This window comes from Bradyrhizobium sp. 61, from assembly GCF_023073075.1.
GTDB lineage: Bacteria > Pseudomonadota > Alphaproteobacteria > Rhizobiales > Xanthobacteraceae > Bradyrhizobium > Bradyrhizobium barranii.
On record NZ_JADPIU010000052.1, the window covers coordinates 694,239 to 710,060 of the forward strand.

Here is a 15,822-nt window from a genome sequence, read left to right on the forward strand (position 1 = left end):
CACGCCCTTTTCGTTTCAGGCCAGCTTGCGCGGCAGCTCGCGACCCCCGGTGAAGGCGTCGATCGCCTCGACCATCTGCCCGTAATGGATGCGCAAGCCGTCCTCGGTGGCGTAGCCGAGATGCGGCGTCAGTACGAGATTGTCGAGCTTGCGGAAGGGATGGTCGACCGGCAGCGGCTCGACCGAGAACACGTCGATGCCGGCGCCCGCGATCTTCCGCTGCTGCAAGGCTTCCAGCAGCGCCTGCTCGTCCACGATCGGACCGCGCGCGGTGTTGACGAGGAAGGCCGTCGGCTTCATCCGCGCGAGATCGGCAGCTCCGACCAGTCCGCGCGAGCGATCGCTCAGCACCACATGGATGGTGATGATATCGGCCTTGGCGAACAGCTCCTCCTTGGTGGCGTAGCCGACGTCGGCTGCCGCGCATTTCTCCGGCGTGAGGTTCGGGCTCCAGGCGATCACGTTCATGCCGAATGCTTTCGCGATGCCCGCCATCTTGCTGCCGAGCTTGCCGAGCCCGACGACGCCCAGCGTCAGTCCCTCGATCTCGACACCGGCAAAGGTCTGCCAGGGCTCGCCGGCATGCATGCGCGCATTCTCGCGGCCGATGCCGCGGGTCAGTTCGAGGATCAGGCCCATGGTCAGCGGCGCGGTCGGATCGCGGGAGTATTGCGTGCCGCCGATGGCAACGCCTTGCGCCTTCGCAGCCTCCATGTCGATCGAGGCGTTGCGCATGCCGGAGGTCAAAAGCAGCTTCAGCTTCGGCAGCGACGCGAACAGGCTCTTGGGGAACGCCGTGCGCTCGCGCATCGCGCAGATGATCTCGAAATCGGCCAGCGCGCTCGCCGCGGCCTGCTCCGAGGCAAAGGGATGGCTGAACACGGTGACGTCGACGCGGTCGGACATTTTTTGCCAGTCGGCGACGTCGAGGGCGAGGTTGAAATAGTCGTCGAGAATTGCACAGCGCAGCCGCGTCATCAGCTTTCATCCATAGCGAGAGGTGACGGCGCCAGGCGGGGAGCGCCATCGTCGGAACCTGGCCATGGTTGCGCGCAATCACGCCTGCGCGCAAGCAGCTGACGTGTTCAAAAATCCGATAGGAGATCCGATAGGGGAGAAGGGTTCAGAGGTCGCGGGGCTTGAGGCGGAACGGCGTATCCATGCCGTGCTTGGCGCGCCAGGCGGGACCGGGACCACGCATGTAGTGCAGCTCGGGGCGGTAGGGGTTGAAAGCGGTAGCGAAGAAACGCTTCCAGAAGCCCTTGATCTCCGTGACGAGTCCGGAAGCGCTACCGGCTCGTGCCGGAACGGCTATGGAATTGGTCTCGATCAGAGCCATGATGTGGCCTCGCTGTTCTCCCCGTCGCTTCTGCCGCGGGTGGCGTCTTTTTCGGCGCCATGACGAGCTTTGGCCCACTTTATTAAAAAATGGTTTCAATTGTCCGGATCGGCGGCCGGATGGTGTCCATTCCGTATTGATCCGTGGTGAACGGAGGGAAAACATTGCCCTTTGGGGGCGGGATCGTTACATCGGCGGCAAGCAAATTTCCTCAAATCGAAGGTTTCACGGGACCGATGGCGCGCCAGTTCATCTATTTCATGCAGGGCCTGACCAAGAGCTACCCGACCCGGAAGGTGCTCGATAACATTCATCTGTCGTTCTACCCGGACGCCAAGATCGGCGTGCTCGGCGTCAACGGCTCGGGCAAGTCGACGCTGCTCAAGATCATGGCCGGCCTCGACAAGGAGTATAACGGCGAGGCCTGGGTCGCCCAGGGCGCCCGCGTCGGCTATCTCGAGCAGGAACCGCATCTCGATCCGGCGCTCTCCGCGCGCGAGAACGTCATGCTGGGTGTCGCCAAGCAGAAGGCCATCCTCGATCGCTACAACGAGCTGGCGATGAACTATTCGGAAGAAACCGCCGACGAGATGACCAAGCTGCAGGACGAGATCGAGGCCCAGGGCCTCTGGGATCTCGACAGCAAGGTCGACCAGGCGATGGACGCACTGCGCTGTCCGCCCGACGATGCCGATGTGACAAAACTCTCGGGCGGTGAGCGTCGCCGCGTCGCGTTGTGCAAACTGCTGCTCGACCAGCCGGAATTGTTGCTGCTCGACGAACCGACCAACCATCTTGACGCCGAGTCCGTGTCTTGGCTGGAAGGCCATCTGCGCAACTATCCCGGCGCGATCCTGATCGTCACCCACGATCGCTACTTCCTCGACAACGTCACGAGCTGGATTCTCGAGCTCGACCGCGGCAAGGGAATTCCCTACGAGGGCAACTACTCGTCCTGGCTGGTGCAGAAGCAGAAGCGGCTCGAGCAGGAAGGCCGTGAGGACGCCGCGCATCAGAAGACGATCGCCCGCGAGCAGGAATGGGTCGCGTCCTCACCGAAGGCGCGTCAGGCCAAATCCAAGGCGCGCTACCAGCGCTACGAGGATCTGCTCAAGCAGGCGAGCGAGAAGCAGACCCAGACCGCGCAGATCATCATCCCCGTCGCCGAGCGGCTCGGCGCCAACGTGGTCGATTTCGAAACGCTCAGCAAAGGCTATGGCGATCGCCTGCTGATCGACGATCTTACCTTCAAGCTGCCGCCAGGCGGCATCGTCGGCGTGATCGGCGCCAACGGCGCCGGCAAGACCACGCTGTTCAAGATGATTACCAAGCAGGAAACGCCGGACAAGGGCACCATCACGGTCGGCGAGACCGTGCATCTCGGCTATGTCGACCAGTCGCGCGACGCGCTCGACGGCAACAAGAACGTGTGGGAGGAGATCTCCGGCGGCAACGAGCTGATCCTGCTCGGCAAGAAGGAAGTGAACTCGCGCGGCTATTGCTCGTCGTTCAACTTCAAGGGTGCCGACCAGCAGAAGAAGGTCGGTGCGCTCTCCGGCGGTGAGCGCAACCGCGTGCATCTCGCCAAGATGCTGAAGTCCGGCGCCAACGTCCTGCTGCTCGACGAACCGACCAACGATCTCGACGTCGACACGCTGCGCGCGCTCGAAGAGGCGCTGGAGGATTTTGCCGGCTGCGCCGTCATCATCAGCCATGACCGCTGGTTCCTCGACCGCATCGCGACCCACATCCTGGCCTTCGAAGGCGAGAGCCACGTCGAATGGTTCGAAGGCAACTTCCAGGACTACGAGAAGGACAAGATGCGCCGCCTGGGCCAGGACAGCATCATTCCGCACCGCGTGAAGTACAAGAAGTTGACGCGGTGATGAGGGCATGATGCGGCGGGCGCTCATAGCTGCGGTGATCGCTATCATCTGCGGCCTGTCGCCCGCCCGCGCTGCCGACGCCGCCTTCACGCAGTTCATCGCCTCGCTCTGGCCGGAGGCGCAGGCCGCCGGCGTGTCGCGCGCGACATTTGATGAGCAGACGCGCGGGCTCGAGCCTGATTACAAGCTCCCCGACCTGATCCTGCCCGGACGGCCTGCCACCGGCGCACCGTCGCAGGCCGAGTTCGTGCAGGTGCCGGCCGACTACGTCAAGGAAGCCTCGATCGCGCGGCTTGCGGGCGAGGGGCAGCGGCTGCTGCAAAAATATCGTCCGGCGCTGAGCGAGATCGAGAAGAAATCCGGCGTGCCGGCCACCATCATGCTCGCGATCTGGGGCCGCGAGACCGATTACGGCCGCTACACGCTGCCTTACGATCTCGTGCGCGTGCTGGCGACGCAGGCCTATGTCGGGCGACGCAAGGACACCTATCGCAACGAGTTCATCCTCTCGCTGAAGATCCTCGGCGAGGGCGTGGTGACGCGCAAGGACATGCGCTCGTCCTGGGCAGGAGCCACCGGGCTCACGCAATTCCTGCCGTCCGAATATTACAAGCACGGTGTCGACTTCGAAGGCGACGGCCGCATCGACATCTGGCATTCGGTGCCGGATGCACTGGCCTCGGCCGCGCAACAGCTCGTCAACAAGGGCTGGCAGAGCGGCGTGCGCTGGGCTTACGAGGTGCAGGCGCCGGCCAAGGTCGATTGCACCAGCGGCGTGCCCGAGGTGACGAAGCCGATCGGCCAGTGGCTGCGCGAAGGTTTTGTGCCGGTGCGTGGCGAGAAGCTGAGCGCTGCCGAGCAGGCGCAGCCGGCCTCGCTGCTGCAGCCGGAAGGCATTTACGGCCCGTCGTTCCTGACGACGAAGAACTACTTCGTCATCAAGGAGTACAATTTCTCCGACCTCTACGTGCTGTTCGTCGGCCATCTCGGCGACCGCATGACGAGCCCGCTGCCGTTCGCGACACAATGGGCGGCCTCCAAGCAGTTGCGCACCAAGGACGTCGAGACCATGCAGCGCGGGCTCACGCGCGTCGGGCTCTACAAGGACAAGATCGACGGCAAGGCCGGGATGCAGACGCGCGCGGCGCTCGGCGCCTACCAGAAGTCGGCGGGCATCAAGGTCGATTGCTGGCCGAGCGAAGAGGTGCTGCGCTCGATCCAGGCGGCGCGGTAACGGGCTCAACTCTTCACCAAAGAAAAAAGCCCGGCCGAGGTGCTCGGCCGGGCTTCGATCGCGGCGCGGATGCGCCATGCGATCGGATCTTGCGATCAGATCAGTAGCAAACGCGAACCGGGCGGACGACCCAGCCGTAACCGTCCCAATAGCGCTGGCGCTGCCAGTAGCAGGGCGCGGGCGGCGGGGGCTCGGCAATGTAGACCGGTCCGCCATAGGCGGGACGGCTCGACGCGATGGCGCCGCCGACGATGGCGCCACCGATCAGGCCGGCTGCGATGCCGGCGCCGACGCCGTCATGGGCCTTCGCGGACGGAGTGGCGGTCACCAGCGAACCGGCGATCGTCGCAACCGTGAGGGCGGCAACAAAAGTCTTCTTCATGCTCTTGGCTCTCCTGGGAGATGGACGTCCCTTGTTAGGAGCGCCCGGGTTTCAAAGGTTCACGCACACTCTGATGAAATCGACCGTGCAGCTAGGAAGCGCGCAATTGGTCAATCCACGGTAAACGCGCACGGAGCTGTGACGAGAAAAAGCGGTCTTTTTCGGGCCCGGAGATGAACGGCGCGTCCGTAATCAACCGGTTCAACGCGCCTCAGCCACAGACTCTGACGCGGCGGGTGCGCCAGGCGTAGCCATCCCAGAAGCGCTGCCTCTGCCAGACGCAGCCGTCGCCGTAATAGTCGTCGGCGACATAGCCGGGACCCGGCGCGTAGTAGCGGGGCGGGTAATAGCCGGGGCCATAGGAGTAGCCCGGACCGGGCCCGTAATAATACGGAGAAGCCAGCGCGCCGCCGACAATGGCGCCACCGATGATCCCGGCGGCCACGCCGGCGGCGACACCACGCTGAGCGTGGGCCGGTGTCCCGGCCGTGAGGGCCAGGGTGGCGACGGCGGCGACCGTCAGTAAGAACTTCTTCATTGGCGTGACCTTTCGCACAAACAGGCGGGAACTCTTTGGGGGTAAAGTTCCATACTTCGTTTGAATGATCAATGAACGGCACCTTCGCCGAGGACGACCAATTAATGGATCGCAGGTCCGCGAGGGAGACGACGATGGGCAACGCGATGATGAATACTCTGATCGCTGCCGGGGTCATTTTCGCGATTGGCTATGGCTGGTTCACCCATCTCCAGAACCGTGGACGGCGCTCGCGCGCGGGGGCCGGCAGTGACGGAAGGAGTAGCGGCGACGGCTATTCAGGGGCCAGCGACGGCTTCTCGCTGGGGAGCTGGTTTTCCAGCGACAGCTCCGGGAGCTCGAGCGACAGCTGTTCCAGCAGCGATAGCGGTAGCAGTGGCGGGGATTGCGGAGGTGGCGGCGATGGTGGTGGAGGCGGTGGCGGTGACTAGGTCCGCCAAGATCTTGATCCAGCGCAACTCCCTATTTTAGAGCCGTTCTAGGCTGTTTCCGGGCTAGTTTGGAATAGCTTCAAATACCGGTTTTTCCCTTTGCATCCGGACGGCCCCTTAAATATCGATGATGACGCATCACCGAAGGGCCTGCCGCTTCCATGATCGTTTGTTCCTGTAACGTGCTGAGCGATGACGACATCCGCGCCGCGGTCGCCGAGTCCGACGACGCCGTACGTCATGCCAAGCAGGTCTATGGATGCCTCGGCTGTAGCGCCGAATGCGGCCGCTGCGCCCGTACCATCAAGACCATCATCGACGAAACGCTTGGCCCCTGCGCCAAGTCCTGCTGCTCGGGCTGCCCGCACAGCCACACCGTGGCCGCCAATGACGAGACGGCGGAACTCCCCCGGTTCGCCCTCGCGGCCTGCTGAAAACTTCCGCAATTTCGGCTGAGCTTTTCCCCGGCTGCGTCCCCGTGGCCGGTTGCTCTCGTCCTTAAACTGATTTAGAAGCGTTCTAAAGTCGGTTAGGGCCGATTTGGACGCAAGATTTGGAGTGCATCATGCAGGGCGACGCAAAAGTCATCGACTATCTCAACAAGGCGCTGCGCCACGAGCTGACTGCAATCAACCAATACTGGCTGCACTACCGCTTCCTCGACAATTGGGGCCTGCGGGACATGGCCAAGGTCTGGCGCAAGGAGTCCATCGAAGAGATGGAGCACGCCGACAAGCTCACCGAGCGGATCCTGTTCTTCGACGGCTTCCCGAACATGCAGGTGCTCGATCCCCTGCGCATCGGCCAGAACGTCAAGGAGATCATCGAGTGCGATCTCGCCGCCGAGATGAGCGCGCGGGCGCTCTACCAGGAGGCCGCCGGCTATTGCAACGGCGCCAAGGACTACGTCACGCGTGACCTGTTCGAGAAGCTCATGAGCGACGAGGAACACCATATCGATTTCCTCGAAACCCAGCTCGACCTGATCGGCCGCATCGGTCTCGAACTCTACACGCAGAAGCACGTCGGCGGGCTCGAGGGCGAGGGGCACTAAGCTCCGGCACCGGCTCTCTCCTTCGTCATGGCCGGGCTTGTCCCGGCCATCCACGTTTGGCCGCGCGACGAAGACGTGGATGCCCGGGCCTTCGCCTCGCCGAAGCGACTTCGGCCGCGCAGGCGGGACTAGCCCGGGCATGACGGTTCTTTTGAGCGGCGAACGCTCTCACCTACAACTGCGTCTTGTAGCGCTCTTCCACGATCTCCTGGCTCTCCGGCTCCCCCAGGCCCGTCTGGTCGTGAATGACCTGGCCGATGCTGGGCATCACCGAGCGCTGCACCTTCTCCGGTGACCACAGCTTCGAGCGCATCAGCGCCTTGCCGCAGTGGAAATAGACTTCGCTGACCGCGACGTTCAGGACCGCGCGCGGCGGCTTGCCGAATTCCACCATCGATGCGAGCAGGTCCGGATCGGCCGAGAGCGTGCCGCGTCCGCCGACGCGCAGCGTCTCGTCGATGCCGGGGACGAAGAACAGCAGATGCACGAAGCCCGAGCCTTCGACGACGTTGCGAAAACTGTCGATCCGGTTGTTGCCGGCACGGTCGGGCATCAGCACCTGGTTGGGGCCGGCGACATGGACGAAGCCAACCCCTCCGCCGCGCGGCGATGCATCGACGCTGCCGTCGACGCCTGACGTAGCGAGCACGCAGAACGGCGACATCTCGATGAATTTCTTCGCATGCGCATCGATCGCGGGACGCGCCTTTGCGATCACGCGTGGGCTCGGCTTGGCATAGATGGTGGCGAGGTCTTCGGCGCAGAGATCGGTCACGAAGGTCTCCCTGATTGAGGGGCACAAGATAGCATTCTCCGGCTCGACCGCTATCCCCGAAATAGCAGGTGCGGCCCGGTGTAGCCACGGCATGACGCAGGTGGCGTGGACCAGAAATTTCGCTTATAACGGGTGTCGTATTTTGTCGCTTTTCAAGGAAGGAATTCGTCATGGCCTCAACGCAGGCAATGCGGGTCGCGGGCGATCGGCCGCGCCGTCGCAAGCATGTCCCGGGACAATTGATCGTTCGGTTGAAGCCGGCCGCTGTCCGGCAGATCGCGGCAGCCTCGCTTCAGGCGACAACGTCACGCGCGCTGATGGCTGCGATGCCCGATGACGTCAGAGGTCCGATCGATTTCCTGCGCGACAATTTCGGGCTTCAGTCGATGAAGCCGCTGTTTGTGGTCGGCGAAGATGAGGCACCCGCGCAGCCCCAGGCGATGGCTTTGGCCGCGGTTCATCGCTCGATAGCGCGCTCCGCAACGGCGCCGCCGCGGGAGGCGCTGGCCGGATTTCAGATCGTGCAGTTGAAGGACGGGAAGGTAGATGCAGGCGTCCTGAAGCGCCTGCGTGCCTCCAGGGCGGTGGATCTGGTCGAGCCCGTTCCCAACCGGTGGCTCAGTGCCGCCGCCGATCCCATGAAGATCAGGCAGTGGGGGCTTCGCGCCATCAGATGGTTCGATCGACCGCGGCCAGGTGCGGGGCGGGTTCATGTCGCTGTGCTCGATAGCGGTGTCGACGCCGGACATCCCGATCTCGTAGACGCGATCGAGGACTACAGGCACGACGGCAACGGACCGCGTGATTTTCTCGGTCATGGCACCCATGTCAGCGGCACGATCGCGGCCGTGGTCAATAACTCGGCCGGTATCGCAGGCCTAGCCAATTGCCGGTTGCACTGCTGGAAGGTGTTCGACGATCCCAAGCGCGCAGGCGACGACGAGAATTTCAACTTCGATTTCTACAGCAAGGCACTCGCGGCCGCGCTCGATTCCAACATCAAGGTCATCAACCTCAGCATTGGCGGCGAGGACCATTCAAAGACGGAAGCGACGGCCTTCGCCGAACTGATCGAAGCCGGCGTCGTCATCTCCACCGCGATGGGGAACGAGTTCGAGGACGGCAATCCGAAGGAATACCCGGCGGGCTACGTGGACACGATCGGAGTTGGCGCCGTCGACGAGTCCCATCGGCGTGCCTCGTTCTCCAATACGGGGAAGCACATCAAGCTGGTCGCGCCGGGTGTCAACATCCTGTCGACGGTGCCCCGGATGAAGGCAAGCTTCGCCGACAATACCAGCTACGATTCCTGGCCCGGGACGTCGATGGCAACACCGCATGTGACGGGCGCCGCTGCACTCGTCTACATCAACAAGACGAAATCCAGGGCGTCCGGGTTTGCGGTCGCCAGGCGCCTGATCGCGACTGCGACCAAATTGCCGGCGATGCGAGGCAAGGATTTTACGCCGGAATACGGCGCCGGCCTGCTGGATGTTGCCGCTGCGCTCGGCCGCGCGAAAGCGGCAAGGAAATCGGGCAGGAAGGCTGCCAAGAAAACTGCCAAGAAAACTAAAAGGGCGAAGCCGGCGAGAATGGGACGAAAATAGATTCTGCGACCTTGATCGGGTGCCGCGAGCGGCTAGCTTTGCATCATGTCCGTGCAGTTCAAATTCCACGACCATGTCGATCAGCGCCGGCGGCGCATGATCATCAAGACGCTCGGCGATGCCGGCTACGCCGCCGAGAGCCTGTTTCCGGGACAGAAGCGGCAAAACCTGGCCGCGATCTTCACCGTCGCCGAGGCCGACGCCAAATCCGTTCGTGCCGCGCTCGACGATTTCGGCGATGACATCGAATATGTCGAGGCCTCGCCCAAGCGAGACCTCAAGGCCTGAGCGGCCTACACCGCATCGGCCGGCACGAAGCAACTGATGATGATGGCGCCGCGGTGGTGGACGTACCACACCACGGCCTGGCCGACCGGATTGCCGCGATCGCGGATGATGGCGCGCTCGGGCACCTCCATCCACTGTCCCTCGATCGGTACCCAATAGGTGCCGCCTCGCACATCGTAGTCGGTGCGATGGCCGTCGGAGATGTCGCAGCAGGGCACGCCGTTCGGCGCGATCACGCTCTTGAACCAGGCGCGGATGTCGGGCGGCACATGGTCGTATTGGCCGTTGTCGAACGCGAACGCGGCGCTCGTCTGCGCCATCGTCGCGGCCAACCAAACGCACAGCGCGAGCCTGTGCATGCGAACTCCTCCCTGCGTCGCGCGCCGACTGCGCGCGATCGCGTCGCGTTCGATTCGTATCGTTGATGCGATTAAGCCCGAGCTGTCAGCGCAATGCATGCTCAAATAATATGCGGCGCGAGAGATGCCGCATATGATGCGTTGCGGTATGAGCGGCCAGCCAGACGCACAGCGCGAACTTGCGCCTACGATCTTTCCTATCCCGTCTCGAGCGATGCAAGCAGCGATTTCGGCGCGACATTGCGCCATGCCATCTCGAGTGCGCTCCGCAACGTGACCTGATCGATCTTCGCCAGCTTCACATTCGTGCTGCCGCTCCTGCCCCAGGCGCCGGGGACCGGACGAAACATCTCCGGTTCCGCGTCGATGAGCACGGCCTGCTGGTCGGGAGTGAGCTTCACCATGCCCCATTTTTCATCGGGATAGCCCAGCGTCGCGAACACGCGCTTGCCGACACGAAAGTCGGCATGGCCGTGATGTGCGCCCTCGATGACGCCGGGAAGCGCGAGCGCAGCCTTGCGAAAGCGAGCGTTCGACATGCGGTCTTGCTGCTCGGCTCACATCGTCCGCTGCGGCGCGGTTTGCAGCAATTGCCTGACCTGCTCGACGTAGAATTTCGCGTTGCCGGTGGTGCCGTGGCCGCGCGTCTCGGTGCTCGCGGGGATCAGATACAGCTTGCCGTTCTTGACCCGCTTCATCGCGGCATCCGTGATGCCGGTCTCCGGCGGGTTGCGCTCGTCGTCGGCGGAGTTGATCAGCAGCAGCGTCGCCTCGATCTGCTCCAGCTTGTCGCCGGCATTGTAGTCTTGCGAGGAGCCCCACTGGTAGAGGAAGTCGTTGGCATCCGCCGTGATCGGTGTCGCCAGCCGCTCGTCGACGATCTTGTCGGCCTTGGCCGCGGTCGGCGCCTGCTGCTGATAGGCGAGCGTGCCGCCGATGCTGGCGATGCCGTAGGCGGTGATGGCGTATTTCATCGTGCGCGGCTGGCTGGTGTAGTTGCCGCCATTGTAGTCGGGATCGCTGCGGATGGTGTCGAGCATGATCCGCCGCATCATCCAGTTGCGCGAGGCCATCTCGGTCGGCTGCGAGGCCATCGGCACCAGCGCGTCCATCTCCTGCGGATATTTCTCGCCCCACAGCCAGGTTTGCATGCCGCCCATCGAATTGCCGATCACGAGCCGCAGATGTTTGACGCCGAGGCCTTCCTTCACGAGGCGATGCTGCGCCTCGACCATGTCGTCGTAATTGTATTTCGGGAAGCTCGTCTTCATGCCGTCGGACGGTTTTGACGATTTGCCGTGGCCGATCGCGTCGGGGATGATGATGTAATATTTGGACGCATCGAGCGGCTGTCCCGCACCGAACAGCTCGCCGGCGAAGGCGGGCGACAGCATGCTCGCGCCCGAGCCGCCGGTGCCGTGCAGCACCAGCACGGGCTGGCCAGAGGGCTCACCGACGGTGGTGTAGTGCAGCTTCAATTCCTGCATGGTCTCGCCGGTGTGGACCTTGAAGTCCCTGGCGATCCAGTCGCCTTGCTTCGGCGCCGGATAATCGGCGGCCATAGCCGGCATTGCGATGGACAGCAGGATGGCCGCTAGCGCCGCGCAAGACGTTTTCATGTTTCTCTCCCCATGCGGCTCATGGTCGGCCGCGTTGGACGCGATCTTATCAGCTGGTTACGGAGGATCGAGACCGGACCCATCATCGCCCCCCGAAAAACATTCCCCGATGGTGCGGCGCGCAAGGGGAATAATTGCGGATCAGATATGGCTGGTCCTGCCTATGACACGGCTGCTCCCGGGATGTAGGATTTCGACCTCGCCGATCGTCCTCAGGGAACACCGCTACGGGAGAGCCTGCATGTGCCGCAACATCAAGACGCTGTTCAACTTCGAGCCGCCCGCGACGGAGGACGAGATCCACGCCAGCGCGCTCCAGTTCGTGCGCAAGCTTTCCGGTTTCAACAAGCCGTCTCAGGCCAATGAAGAGGCCTTCGAGCTTGTGGTCGCAGAAGTGTCGGCGGCTGCGCGAAAGCTCCTGACCTCGCTGCATACCCATGCGCCGGCGCGTGACCGTGAGATCGAGGCGGAGAAGGCCAAGGAACGTTCGCGGCTGCGGTTCGGTTAGGCAGTCGCCTGCGTCCATTCCGTGATCTGGCTCACGGTGAGAGCGGCCTCAAATTGCGATGATGTCCGCCGGGGTTTTGACAGCCCGGAGCACGACCATGAGCCGCCCCCTTATTCCTCTCAGAGCAGGTGCCGTCACCTTCACCGTGCTGTGGACCGCATGGATGATGTGGTGGAGCGGCTCCTACAGCAGCGTCAACCTCGTCATCCTGACGCTGCTCGGCACGCTGGTCGGCTATCTCTGGTACCGCGCCATGCGCTGGCAGTTCGAGCGCATGGGCATGCTGCCGCGCAAGGATGAGTCCGCCGGGGCGTCGAAGCAACTTCCGCCCGGCTAGTCCTTGTGGCCGTGCTTCTTCTTTTTCTTCTTCTTCCGGTGATCGTCGCCTTCGCTTTCGCCGTCGTCGGCGTCGTCATCGACGATCGCCTCTTCAACCTCATGCACGGCGGCTTCCAGCGCCTCGCGCTCGGCGGCTTCACGCTCGCGCTGGCGGCGGCGCTCGTCCCAGGCGTCGAAGAGTTGATCGAGCCACGGCAGCACCTGCTCGATCGACGGCAGCTGGCCGGGCGGTCCGGGCTCGCCGCGCGGCCCCGCCGGCCCCTGCGGCCCGGCAGCGCCCCGAGCACCGGATTCGCCGGGCTTGCCCGGCAGGCCGGCCTTGCCCTGCGCTCCGGCCTTTCCGGCCGCCCCGGGTTTGCCTTGTGGTCCCGGCTTGCCGCGCTGGCCGTCCGGGCCGCGCCGGCCGGGATGCCCCTGCGGCCCCGGCCGTCCGGGTTCGCCCTGCCGTCCGCGCGGACCTTGCGATCCCTGCCGTTTCTGTTCGTCTGCCACGCCACTGCTCCCTTGACCGGAAGCAAGCTACTTAGCGGCGTTTGACGACAGCAGCAATTCCGCCGGCGCCTTGCGCCGGGCTTGATCAACACCAATCGTGCCCGCGTGCTAGTCGTGATACGCGGGCACGTCGATGCCGGACGCTGCATAGATCCTGATCTTGTTGCGCAGTGTACGCACCGACAGGCCGAGCACGCGCGATGCGCGCGTGCGGTTGCCGTCGCAGCGTGCGAGCGTCTGGAGCACGAGCTCGCGCTCGACCTCGTCGACGGTCGCGCCGATCAACAGCGGAACGATTTCGTTAGGGGCAAGAAATTGCGCGCCCGGATCGGACGCAGCGACATGAACAGTGGTCATCAACACACCTCCCGATCAACGCCCGCTTCCATCTCTGGAAGCGATCGAGAACCAACGGCCCCCTAGCCGTAGATCTACGGTGGGCGGGTTTGGTTAACGAGTGGTTAATCGCGAACGATCGCACCAATTGACCTTGGGATTGCCGCGAAGGTGCCGCGATTGGCACGGGATGCATAGCGATGCGGGCCGATTTTGCGCGCCCCGCTCACACCGTCCGGTACCCGCCGTCCACCATCACGATCGTCCCCGTGACATAGGCCGACAGATCCGACGCCAGGAAGATCGCGGGGCCCACGATGTCCTCGGGCTTGCCGGTGCGCGCCAGCGGGGTGTGATCGACGAAGGCCTGCACCAGCGCCGGATTGGTCGCGCGCACATTGGCGTTGATGTTGGTCTCGATGAAGCCCGGCCCGATCGCGTTGACGCGCACGCCTTCCTTGCCGAGCTCGACGGCGAGCGCCTTGGTGAAGCCGAGCACGCCGTGTTTCGAGGTCGTATACGCCGCCGAGCTCGGCGTGCGCAGATGCACGAAGGACTGGATCGAGCCGATGTTGACGATGCGGCCCCTGGCGGCCCGCAGCGGCGCGAGGAACGCCTGCGTCACGTTGAAGACGCCGTTGAGGTTGAGCGAGATGATGTCGTTCCAGTCCTTCGCCACCGTCTCCGTGTCCGCGGTGAAGGCGTTGCGGCGGGTGATGCCGGCATTGTTGACGAGGATCGAGACCTGCCCGACCTTGTCGGCGACCTGCCTGGCGAGCGCAAAGCATTCGTCACGCTTGGTGACATCGAGCGCAAAGCTCTCGGCCTTGCCGCCGGCCTTGCGGATCTCCTGCGCGGCCTCCGCGACCGTGTCGGCGTTGACGTCGAGCAACACCACTTGCGCGCCCTCGCGGGCGTAGCCGGCCGCGATCGCCCGGCCGATGCCGGATCCGGCGCCCGTGACGACGGCGATGTGGTTTGCGAGCAATGCCATGACAATTTCCTCCCGGATTCATTTCGAAGTTTCATGAAAGGCTAACTCGAAATTAAGGGGTCGGAAACGGCCGCCTTGGCATACTGATCTTCATTGCTAAACGTTGCGCGCATGATGGGACGGCTTGAATCCTGGAAACTCGCTCTCGAACGCCTGCGGTCGGCGCAGCCGGCCGACTGGGCCGAGGCGGGCCGGCTCGTCGCCGAGATCGTGCGCATGAGCACGGATGCCACGCTGCGCCAGGCGGCCGAGCAGGCGCTTCCGGTGCTGCGCCAGGCCGCGGACAATGACGATCACGGCATCACGCTGGCGGCCCAGCGCCGCGTCGGCGTGATCCTCGAGGTCGTCCATGATCTCACCGCGCCGCGCTTCGGCCGCCGCAACGCCAAGCCGAAGCAGCTCTCGAGCGAAGATCGCGCCCGCAGGATGCTGGGCCTGCCGCTTGCCGTGCAGCTCACCTGCGACGACATCAACCAGGCCTACCGTCGCGCCGCCAAGGGCAAGCATCCCGACCAGGGCGGCAGCGCGCAAGCCTTCATCGACCTCGCCGCTGCGCGCGACATCCTGATCCATCCCGGCGCGCACAAGGACGCGTGAGCGCGCGCTGTAGCTGCGCCTCGGCGGTCCGCTCTGTGCAGGCCAAAAAAGAGCGGGCAAGAACGCGTCGCGCCCTTGCCCGCTCGTCGTCCGCCGATCGAAATTTTACCAGGTGCAGTGACCGCTCTTCAACGCGTGATCCTTCAGCACGAGTGCATCGACGAAGGTCGGCACCGTCGTGCTGACGCGGGCGTAGTCGGAGGGCCACGGCGCGGTCGGGATGCTCTCGTCCCAGATCTGGCAGAAGCCGGTGTCCTGCCAGCGGATCAGGTGATAGCTGGCTTCGGCAGGGCTCGCGGCGACGAAGGCAGTGACGGCAAGACCCGCAGCAGCGCACAGCACGGAAATACGACGCATGATCAGCTCCTCAAATGAAAGATGTGATGCGCCTCCCGACAATGACGGGGAGGCATGGTGTGGAGCGCTTTTGGGGATGCGCCCCGGACAAGATGTGAGTAGTTCCGTCGGCTGATCAGGTTCAAAGCGTGCGCGCATGAAATGCGCCATTTGAGCCGGAAAAAACCAGCGCGCGCCTGCAAAGGAAAAGGGCGGGTCGCTCGCGCGGCCCGCCCTCAAAATCAAATTCGTCGGTGACGCTCAGAGCGTGCAGCGGCGCTCCGAACGCAGCTTGATCTGGAGATCCGAAGCCGCGGTGAAGGTCGGGACCGGCTTGCTGACGACCTTGTAGGTCGACGCGCCCCACTGGAACGGCTTGTACTTCAGGTCCTCGTTCCAGACCTGGCAGATGCCGGTGTTGTCCCAGCGGATCACGTAATAGCCGACCGCCGCCGAGGCCGGCACGGCAAACACGGAGGTGGCGATGCCGGCAACGGCACAGAGGGCGAGAACGCGACGCATGGAAAATCTCCTTGTGGGGATGTGTGACGCGAAAATCCGTGCGGTAAAAGCAGGTCCTTGGCAAGCCGAGGGGCGGCCGTTTCACGGATATGTCAGATCGAGTCGTGCACTTGGTTCGGCCGAGTGCCCGGCAAGACACATACGCCAAGACACTTGCGCCAAGACACTTGCGCCAAGACACATACG

23 protein-coding genes are annotated in these 15,822 nt (G+C 63.9%); 10 read left to right on the forward strand and 13 right to left on the reverse strand.

The genetic code is table 11. From position 1 onward, the window contains the following. Positions 1-15 precede the first annotated feature (15 nt). Both IVB46_RS18210 and IVB46_RS18215 read right to left on the reverse strand, forming a co-directional pair. Complete coding sequence (locus IVB46_RS18210; protein WP_247304239.1) at positions 16-978, reverse strand: D-2-hydroxyacid dehydrogenase family protein; 963 nt, start codon at positions 976-978, stop codon at positions 16-18. A 145-nt stretch (positions 979-1,123) separates the two neighbouring features. Further along, on the reverse strand, positions 1,124-1,339 hold the full coding sequence (locus IVB46_RS18215) for a hypothetical protein (protein ID WP_028152324.1): 216 nt from the start codon (positions 1,337-1,339) through the stop codon (positions 1,124-1,126). Between the two features lie 236 nt (positions 1,340-1,575). Here IVB46_RS18215 and ettA point away from each other — a divergent pair, with 236 nt between their 5' ends. Further along, complete coding sequence (gene ettA, locus IVB46_RS18220; RefSeq protein ID WP_166102215.1) at positions 1,576-3,225, forward strand: energy-dependent translational throttle protein EttA; 1,650 nt, start codon at positions 1,576-1,578, stop codon at positions 3,223-3,225. Positions 3,226-3,232: 7 nt separating this feature from the next. Continuing rightward, positions 3,233-4,459, forward strand: coding sequence for a lytic murein transglycosylase (locus IVB46_RS18225; RefSeq protein ID WP_231143213.1), 1,227 nt, complete (start codon positions 3,233-3,235; stop codon positions 4,457-4,459). A gap of 100 nt (positions 4,460-4,559) precedes the next feature. On the opposite strand, the gene IVB46_RS18230 is transcribed toward IVB46_RS18225, so the two are convergent. Together IVB46_RS18230 and IVB46_RS18235 are read right to left on the reverse strand one after the other, a co-directional pair. Next, on the reverse strand, positions 4,560-4,841 hold the full coding sequence (locus IVB46_RS18230) for a hypothetical protein (protein WP_071910256.1): 282 nt from the start codon (positions 4,839-4,841) through the stop codon (positions 4,560-4,562). A gap of 211 nt (positions 4,842-5,052) precedes the next feature. Then, positions 5,053-5,379, reverse strand: a complete 327-nt coding sequence (locus tag IVB46_RS18235) for a hypothetical protein (protein WP_063981473.1) — start codon at positions 5,377-5,379, stop codon at positions 5,053-5,055. 134 nt (positions 5,380-5,513) lie between these two features. Here IVB46_RS18235 and IVB46_RS18240 point away from each other — a divergent pair, with 134 nt between their 5' ends. From IVB46_RS18240 to bfr, 3 genes are all read left to right on the forward strand, one after another. Further along, on the forward strand, positions 5,514-5,810 hold the full coding sequence (locus IVB46_RS18240; protein WP_224517455.1) for a hypothetical protein: 297 nt from the start codon (positions 5,514-5,516) through the stop codon (positions 5,808-5,810). A gap of 161 nt (positions 5,811-5,971) precedes the next feature. Continuing rightward, on the forward strand, positions 5,972-6,244 hold the full coding sequence (locus tag IVB46_RS18245) for a (2Fe-2S)-binding protein (RefSeq protein ID WP_063981474.1): 273 nt from the start codon (positions 5,972-5,974) through the stop codon (positions 6,242-6,244). A gap of 131 nt (positions 6,245-6,375) precedes the next feature. Beyond that, positions 6,376-6,864 (forward strand): bacterioferritin, encoded by a 489-nt coding sequence (bfr, locus tag IVB46_RS18250; RefSeq protein ID WP_014492874.1) that lies wholly within the window; start codon positions 6,376-6,378, stop codon positions 6,862-6,864. 172 nt (positions 6,865-7,036) lie between these two features. Here bfr and IVB46_RS18255 read toward each other — a convergent pair whose 3' ends face one another. Then, on the reverse strand, positions 7,037-7,639 hold the full coding sequence (locus IVB46_RS18255; protein WP_028156299.1) for a pyridoxamine 5'-phosphate oxidase family protein: 603 nt from the start codon (positions 7,637-7,639) through the stop codon (positions 7,037-7,039). A 170-nt stretch (positions 7,640-7,809) separates the two neighbouring features. On the opposite strand from IVB46_RS18255, the gene IVB46_RS18260 reads away from it, so the two are divergent. Together IVB46_RS18260 and IVB46_RS18265 are read left to right on the forward strand one after the other, a co-directional pair. Continuing rightward, positions 7,810-9,246, forward strand: a complete 1,437-nt coding sequence (locus IVB46_RS18260; RefSeq protein ID WP_247304237.1) for a S8 family serine peptidase — start codon at positions 7,810-7,812, stop codon at positions 9,244-9,246. A 45-nt stretch (positions 9,247-9,291) separates the two neighbouring features. Further along, positions 9,292-9,534 (forward strand): hypothetical protein, encoded by a 243-nt coding sequence (locus IVB46_RS18265; RefSeq protein ID WP_028156300.1) that lies wholly within the window; start codon positions 9,292-9,294, stop codon positions 9,532-9,534. 5 nt (positions 9,535-9,539) lie between these two features. Here the strand turns inward: IVB46_RS18265 and IVB46_RS18270 are convergent, their stop codons facing one another. From IVB46_RS18270 to IVB46_RS18280, 3 genes are all read right to left on the reverse strand, one after another. Next, positions 9,540-9,893, reverse strand: coding sequence for a hypothetical protein (locus tag IVB46_RS18270; RefSeq protein WP_028152315.1), 354 nt, complete (start codon positions 9,891-9,893; stop codon positions 9,540-9,542). A gap of 197 nt (positions 9,894-10,090) precedes the next feature. Further along, positions 10,091-10,432 carry an MmcQ/YjbR family DNA-binding protein gene (locus IVB46_RS18275; protein ID WP_247304226.1) on the reverse strand — a complete coding sequence of 114 codons (342 nt, stop codon included), beginning with the start codon at positions 10,430-10,432 and terminating at the stop codon, positions 10,091-10,093. An 18-nt stretch (positions 10,433-10,450) separates the two neighbouring features. Then, a complete protein-coding gene (locus IVB46_RS18280; RefSeq protein ID WP_247304224.1) occupies positions 10,451-11,512 on the reverse strand; it encodes an alpha/beta fold hydrolase in 1,062 nt (353 codons plus the stop codon). Between the two features lie 241 nt (positions 11,513-11,753). Here IVB46_RS18280 and IVB46_RS18285 point away from each other — a divergent pair, with 241 nt between their 5' ends. After that, the gene (locus tag IVB46_RS18285; RefSeq protein WP_247304215.1) at positions 11,754-12,020 is read left to right on the forward strand and encodes a DUF2277 domain-containing protein; all 267 of its coding nucleotides are present in this window, start codon (positions 11,754-11,756) and stop codon (positions 12,018-12,020) included. Positions 12,021-12,117: 97 nt separating this feature from the next. Beyond that, positions 12,118-12,357, forward strand: a complete 240-nt coding sequence (locus tag IVB46_RS18290) for a hypothetical protein (RefSeq protein ID WP_247304213.1) — start codon at positions 12,118-12,120, stop codon at positions 12,355-12,357. On the opposite strand, the gene IVB46_RS18295 is transcribed toward IVB46_RS18290, so the two are convergent. The 3 genes from IVB46_RS18295 to fabG all read right to left on the reverse strand — a co-directional run bounded on the left by IVB46_RS18295 (position 12,354) and on the right by fabG (position 14,181). Further along, positions 12,354-12,851, reverse strand: coding sequence for a collagen-like protein (locus IVB46_RS18295; RefSeq protein WP_247304211.1), 498 nt, complete (start codon positions 12,849-12,851; stop codon positions 12,354-12,356). The two genes, IVB46_RS18290 and IVB46_RS18295, sit on opposite strands and share 4 nt — an antisense overlap. A gap of 108 nt (positions 12,852-12,959) precedes the next feature. Then, entirely contained in the window at positions 12,960-13,208 is a 249-nt protein-coding gene (locus IVB46_RS18300) for a helix-turn-helix domain-containing protein (RefSeq protein WP_014492884.1), read from the reverse strand. Positions 13,209-13,413: 205 nt separating this feature from the next. After that, complete coding sequence (gene fabG / locus IVB46_RS18305) at positions 13,414-14,181, reverse strand: 3-oxoacyl-ACP reductase FabG (RefSeq protein WP_247304210.1); 768 nt, start codon at positions 14,179-14,181, stop codon at positions 13,414-13,416. Between the two features lie 111 nt (positions 14,182-14,292). Between fabG and IVB46_RS18310 the strand changes: the two genes are divergently transcribed. Further along, on the forward strand, positions 14,293-14,778 hold the full coding sequence (locus IVB46_RS18310) for a J domain-containing protein (protein ID WP_247304207.1): 486 nt from the start codon (positions 14,293-14,295) through the stop codon (positions 14,776-14,778). 105 nt (positions 14,779-14,883) lie between these two features. Here IVB46_RS18310 and IVB46_RS18315 read toward each other — a convergent pair whose 3' ends face one another. Together IVB46_RS18315 and IVB46_RS18320 are read right to left on the reverse strand one after the other, a co-directional pair. After that, positions 14,884-15,135, reverse strand: coding sequence for a hypothetical protein (locus IVB46_RS18315; RefSeq protein ID WP_085405155.1), 252 nt, complete (start codon positions 15,133-15,135; stop codon positions 14,884-14,886). Positions 15,136-15,375: 240 nt separating this feature from the next. Then, a complete protein-coding gene (locus IVB46_RS18320) occupies positions 15,376-15,636 on the reverse strand; it encodes a hypothetical protein (RefSeq protein ID WP_085405154.1) in 261 nt (86 codons plus the stop codon). Positions 15,637-15,822 lie beyond the last annotated feature (186 nt).